The following is a 5,028-nucleotide window of genomic DNA, read 5'->3' as shown; positions in this document are numbered from 1 at the left end:
GAACTCACGGTCGGTGTCTCCTCAAGGGTCTCCAGCACTCCTCGGGCGAGGAGCTTGTCGGTTTCTTCCTCGGACAGGCCCAGCAGCTCACGGCTGAGCTCCCGGGTGTGCTCGGCGGGCAGCGGGGCGGGGCGCTGCGGCGGGTCGGCGAGGTGGCGCGAGTGAGCGGGGCGGGCCTCGGCGGGCAGGGGCTCGTCGAGGGTCGGCTGACGCAGCTCGGCGAAGAAGCCGCGGGCTGTCAACTGCGGGTCGGTCAACAGTTCGTGGACCCGCAGCATCGGCGCCGCCGGAACTCCGCAGGCCTGGAGCAGGTCGGTGACCTCCCGCGGGGAACGGGACGCGGTCCAGGACGACAGGGCCTCCGCGATCCGCCGGCGGCCGGCCCGGCGTCCCTCGGGCCGGGCCAACTCCGGGTCGGCGGCCAGGTCTTCGTGTCCGACCACCGCACACAGACGGTTCCAGTCCGCGTCGTCGCGGATGCCGATCACGCACCACTGGTCGTCACCGGCGCACGGCACCACCAGGTCGGCGGTCACGGCTCCGGCGTGCAGCGATCCGGGGTTCAGCCACTCCCCCGCCAGGTGCTCGGCCAGGGCGTCCAGGATGATCTCCGCCTGCGCGATGCCGACGGTGCCACCGCGGCCGGTACGGCGCAGCCGCGCCAACTGGGCCACGACGGCCGCCGCGCCGACCCGCCCGACCACGTGATCCGGGTAGATGGTGATCGAGTCACTGTGGCCGTCCGGATCGTCGGGGTAGCGCCACAGGTCGCTCAGCCCGGTCGAGGCGCGCACCAGCGGCCCGTATCCCATGCGCCGGCTCCACGCACCGCTCGCGCCGAAGGCGCTGCTGTCCGCGATGACGAGACGGGGGTTCAGTCCGAGAAGTACGTCCGGGCCGAGTCCGAGGGACTCCAGCGTGCCGGGCTTGAAGTTGGACAGGACGACGTCGGCTGCGGCGGCGAGCCGCTTGAAGAGGCCGACGCCTTCCGGGTCGCGCAGGTTCAGGCCCAGGCTGCGCTTGTTGCGGTGGCCCCAGGCCGCCGACGCGGTGATGATCTCGCCGGTGACGGACTGCCGTCCGCCGTCCGGGAAGGCGCGGTTCTCGACCTTGATCACATCGGCGCCGTGGTCGGCGAGGAGCCGGCCCAGTTCCGCTCCGGCGACGATGACACCGAGGTCGAGGACGCGCAGCCCGGCCAAGGGGTGGCCGCGTTCGGGCCGCGTCTCGCCGCGTACCGGCTCGACGCGCGCACGCACTTCGGCGAGGACCTCGTCGGTGTGCTCACCCGGCAGCGGGGCTCTGCGCAGGGGGGACGGTCGCGCTCCGTCGATCTCCAGGAATCCCGCCGGTACGCGAGCCGTGAGGCCGGGAGCGAGTTCGGTGTCCGCGAGCGCCCCGCGCTCCAGATAGTGCTCGGCGCGCAGGGCGTCGCCGGCGGTCAGAACGGCGGCGATGGGCACCCCGTGCTCCTGGCCCTGCCGTACGAGGTCGTCGCGGGAGCGGTCGCGGAAGAGGTCGGCGATCCGGGCGTGGATCCGGTCGGCCTCCTGGAAGCGCACGGCGATGTTCTCGTAGCGCCGGTCGGCCAGTTCCTCCGGCTCGCCCAGCCAGGCCCGCATCCCGCGCCACTGCCGCGGGCTCAGCACACAGACGCGCACCAGGCCGTCGGCACAGCGGAAGATCGGGTAGAGATGCCCGGCGGCGGGCCTGCCGGGCGGCAGGTCGGCCGCGCGTCGGCCCCCGATGGCGGAGCCGCCCATACCGAAACCTGGGTCCAGGATCTGAGTGACCGCATCGTGCACGGAGAAGTCGATGTGGTCGCCGCGCCCGGTCCCAAGGCTGCTGTAGTGCGCGAGCAGGGCCACCCACGCGGCCTGCAGACATGCGGACTCGGTGACGATCGAACCCGGAGGCGGAAGCGGTGGGCGCCCGGGCAGACCGGAACGGCACAGGAGACCGCTGAGGGCCGCGTGCACGGCGTCGGTCGCCGCGTATCCCGCGCAGGGGCCGGTCAGCCCGAAGTCGGTGACGGTGACCAGGACGAGGCGGGGATTACGGGCCGCGACGCTCTCGTAGTCGAAGCCCGGCACGCCGGATCGGTCGGACTCGATCCAGATGTCCGCCGTGTCCAGCAGCACCCGCAGGTCGTGTCGGCCGCCCTCGGCGTCCAGGTCGAGGGTGACGCCGCGCTTGCCCGCGTTGCGCACGGCGAAATAGAGGCTGGTTCCCTCGTGGAGCGGGGCCCGGTTGCGGGCACGCGCGCCGCCGGGCGGCTCCACCAGGATCACGTCGGCGCCCAGGCCCGCGAGGAAACGGCCCACTCCCTCGCCACGTCCATCGGTGGTGTCGACCACCCGGACCCCGTACAGGGGCGCCGACGTGTCCCCGCCAGTCACTGCTCCGGTCATCGTTCGCCTCCTGGGCCGGGCCGGTCGGCGCCGCGCGCACCGACGCAGGGCACGGCGGACCGACCCGAAGCCGAGGGGCAGAGGGGGATCACGCCGGGGTCGGGGAGCGAACCTCCGCACCCGCGCACGTCGGAGACCTGCGGCGGCCTGATGTCGGCCGTATGAACACCGCGTTTCCGTGCATCAGCCTGGCCCGGCACACGGGCGCCTGTACACGTCCGTTTCGCTCATGTGCACGTGACCGAAACGGCAACGTCGCTGGTTCTGGAGGCGGACGCGGGGCCGGTGATCTACTGGCCCTGTGGACATCCAGCAGCTTCGCTACTTTCTGGCCGTCGCCGACGAACTGCACTTCGGCCGGGCCGCGGAGCGCCTGCATGTGACGGCTTCACCACTGAGTCGCCGTATCCGGGAACTGGAGCACGAACTCGACCGTGACCTGTTCGTCCGCGAGCACCATCACGTGGAGCTGACTTCTTTCGGGAAGGTGTTCCGCGAACGCGCCAGGGCGGTGGTGCGGGACTTCGACGGCCTGCGAGACCTCGCACACGACCACCCGGACGTCCCACGCTGCTGGCTCGGCGCGGCTCCCCTGACTCCGCCGAAAGTCATGGCCACGGTCCTCACCGTCTACCGCGAGACCGCTCCGGGTGTCGAACTGCCCGTCACCCTGGCTTCCTCGTCCGAACTCCTCGACCAGCTCACCGCCGACCGCATCGATCTCGCCGTCGTCCACCTTCCGGCCGGCACATCCGGCACGGAAAGCCTGATCATCGCCAGTGGCTCCCTCGGCATGGTGATGCCGGCGACCGACGAACTCGCCACCCGCGCCTCGCTGACCCTGCGGGACCTGCGGGACCGTCAGGTGCTGATGACCTCGGCCAAGGTGCACCCGTCCGTGGTGGGCGAGAGCAGGGCCGCGCTTCTGAATGCCGGTGTCACGCACCTGGTGGATCTTCCGCACAACGACGTCGTACAGACCGCCGCCCACGTGCTGCGCACCGGCGCACTGACCCTCACCGTCCTCGGTGACGACGATCTGCCCGCCACACGTGTCTTCGCCGCGCCGGCCTTCCGCGTGGTACCGCTCGACGAACCCGGCATGGCCCTGAGGGCCGGGATCGCGTGGCGGAGAGCGGCCGAGGAAACGGTGCCGGGTCTGCGGGAGGTGCTCGCCGCTCTGAAGCAGAAGTACGAGGACGATCCGATGCCGCTGTGACCCGCTGCCGCACGGGTCTCGGTCGGCGTCGAACTGGACGCCGAACGCCTCGTCGTCCGCTGCGAGGAGCCGGGGCCCCGCCATCTGGCGGGGCCGGCGGGAACACTTCCCGCCACCTGCGGGTTTCTCCACCAGCGCCCGCCCCGGAGAGTGGAGGCCACACGTTCCCGTCGCGTTCCCGCAAGGAGAGAACCATGGCCGACCAGACGACGGCAGACATCCTCGGCGCTGTGACGACCCGCCCGCCGTTCGACCCGGAACTCGCTCCCGTCGCAGAAGCCATGGCCGGCATGATGCCGCCTTTGTCGCATGAGACCCTCCCGATGATGCGGCAACTCTCGGACGGGGACTTCGGTATGGAACCGGTGGACCTGACAGCGGGCGGGGCAGTGAGGGTGGAGGAGCGCCAGGTCCCCGGACCGGACGGCGCGCCGGACATCACGCTGCTGATCCTCAGCCCTGCCGAGGACAGCGGGCCCAGGGCGGGCATTTACTACGTTCACGGTGGTGGGATGGTCGTCGGAGACCGTCGGCAGGGGGTGGGTTTGTTGCTCCCCCACGTCGTGGAAGGCAACGCCGTCGTGGTGTCGGTCGAGTACCGGCTGGCCCCGGAGCACCCCGACCCCGCTCCGGTGCAGGACTGCTACGCCGGGCTGGTGTGGACGGCGAAGAACGCGGCCGATCTGGGCATCGACCCCGAGCGCCTACTCATCGCCGGCATAAGCGCCAGGGGCGGCCTGGCAGCCGGTACCGCGCTGATGGCCCGCGATCGCGCCTTCCCCAAGCTCAGCCACCAGGTGCTGATCTGCCCCATGCTCGACGACCGCTGCGAGACGCACAGCAGCCGCATGCTGGACGGGGAGGGAGTCTGGGACCGCAACGCCAACCTTTACGGCTGGACCGCACTGCTGGGTGAGCGGCGCGGCGGACCCGACGTGTCGCCGTACGCCGCTCCGGCCCGTGCCGAAGACCTCAGCGGTCTCCCCCGCACCTACATCGACACCGGCTCGGCAGAGACGTTCCGCGACGAGATTCTCACCTATGCGAGGCGCTTGTCCGAAGCGGGTGTGAACGTCGACCTCCACATGTGGGGCGGCGCCTTCCACGGATTCGACGGGGTCGCGGCCCACGCGGCTGTGTCACAGGCCTCCAACGCGACCCGCGACGAATTCGTGCGGCGCGCCCTCGAGGTCTGAGTGGGCGGTTCGAACCGCCCACTGAGAAGCCGGGCTGGCCGCGACACGGCGTCGGCGCGATAGTGGGCTCTGGAGGTTGGCGTGCGTGATCTCATCGGCAGACTGGAAGTCGTCGACGACGCGGCGGCCAGTGCGCTGGGCGTCATCGATCACTTCGACAGCCTGGTCGAGGAACGGGCGCCGCTCGCGGCCGTGGTCCGTG

Annotated in this window: 3 protein-coding genes; 2 read left to right on the top strand and 1 reads right to left on the bottom strand. The window is 71.3% G+C overall.

What is annotated here, in order from left to right:
• Positions 1 to 2,411 (bottom strand): CaiB/BaiF CoA transferase family protein (locus STRIP9103_RS22395; protein WP_009319128.1); only part of this gene is annotated, 2,411 nt, incomplete at its 3' end.
• Between the two features lie 301 nt (positions 2,412 to 2,712).
• On the opposite strand from STRIP9103_RS22395, the gene STRIP9103_RS22390 reads away from it, so the two are divergent.
• Together STRIP9103_RS22390 and STRIP9103_RS22385 are read left to right on the top strand one after the other, a co-directional pair.
• Positions 2,713 to 3,630: a LysR family transcriptional regulator gene (locus STRIP9103_RS22390; RefSeq protein ID WP_009319130.1), complete on the top strand. Its 918-nt coding sequence runs from the start codon at positions 2,713 to 2,715 to the stop codon at positions 3,628 to 3,630.
• A 194-nt stretch (positions 3,631 to 3,824) separates the two neighbouring features.
• Entirely contained in the window at positions 3,825 to 4,826 is a 1,002-nt protein-coding gene (locus STRIP9103_RS22385) for an alpha/beta hydrolase (RefSeq protein WP_009319132.1), read from the top strand.
• Positions 4,827 to 5,028 lie beyond the last annotated feature (202 nt).

It is taken from the genome of Streptomyces ipomoeae 91-03 (assembly GCF_000317595.1).
GTDB lineage: Bacteria > Actinomycetota > Actinomycetes > Streptomycetales > Streptomycetaceae > Streptomyces > Streptomyces ipomoeae.
The sequence above is the reverse complement of the archived record's forward strand: the minus strand, read 5'-3'. Positions and strand labels throughout refer to the sequence as shown.

What these genes read in the sequence shown, in the direction of transcription:
- STRIP9103_RS22385 (WP_009319132.1), top strand. Translation starts at nt 3,825, where the DNA reads ATGGCCGACCAGACGACGGCAGACATCCTCGGCGCTGTGACGACCCGC.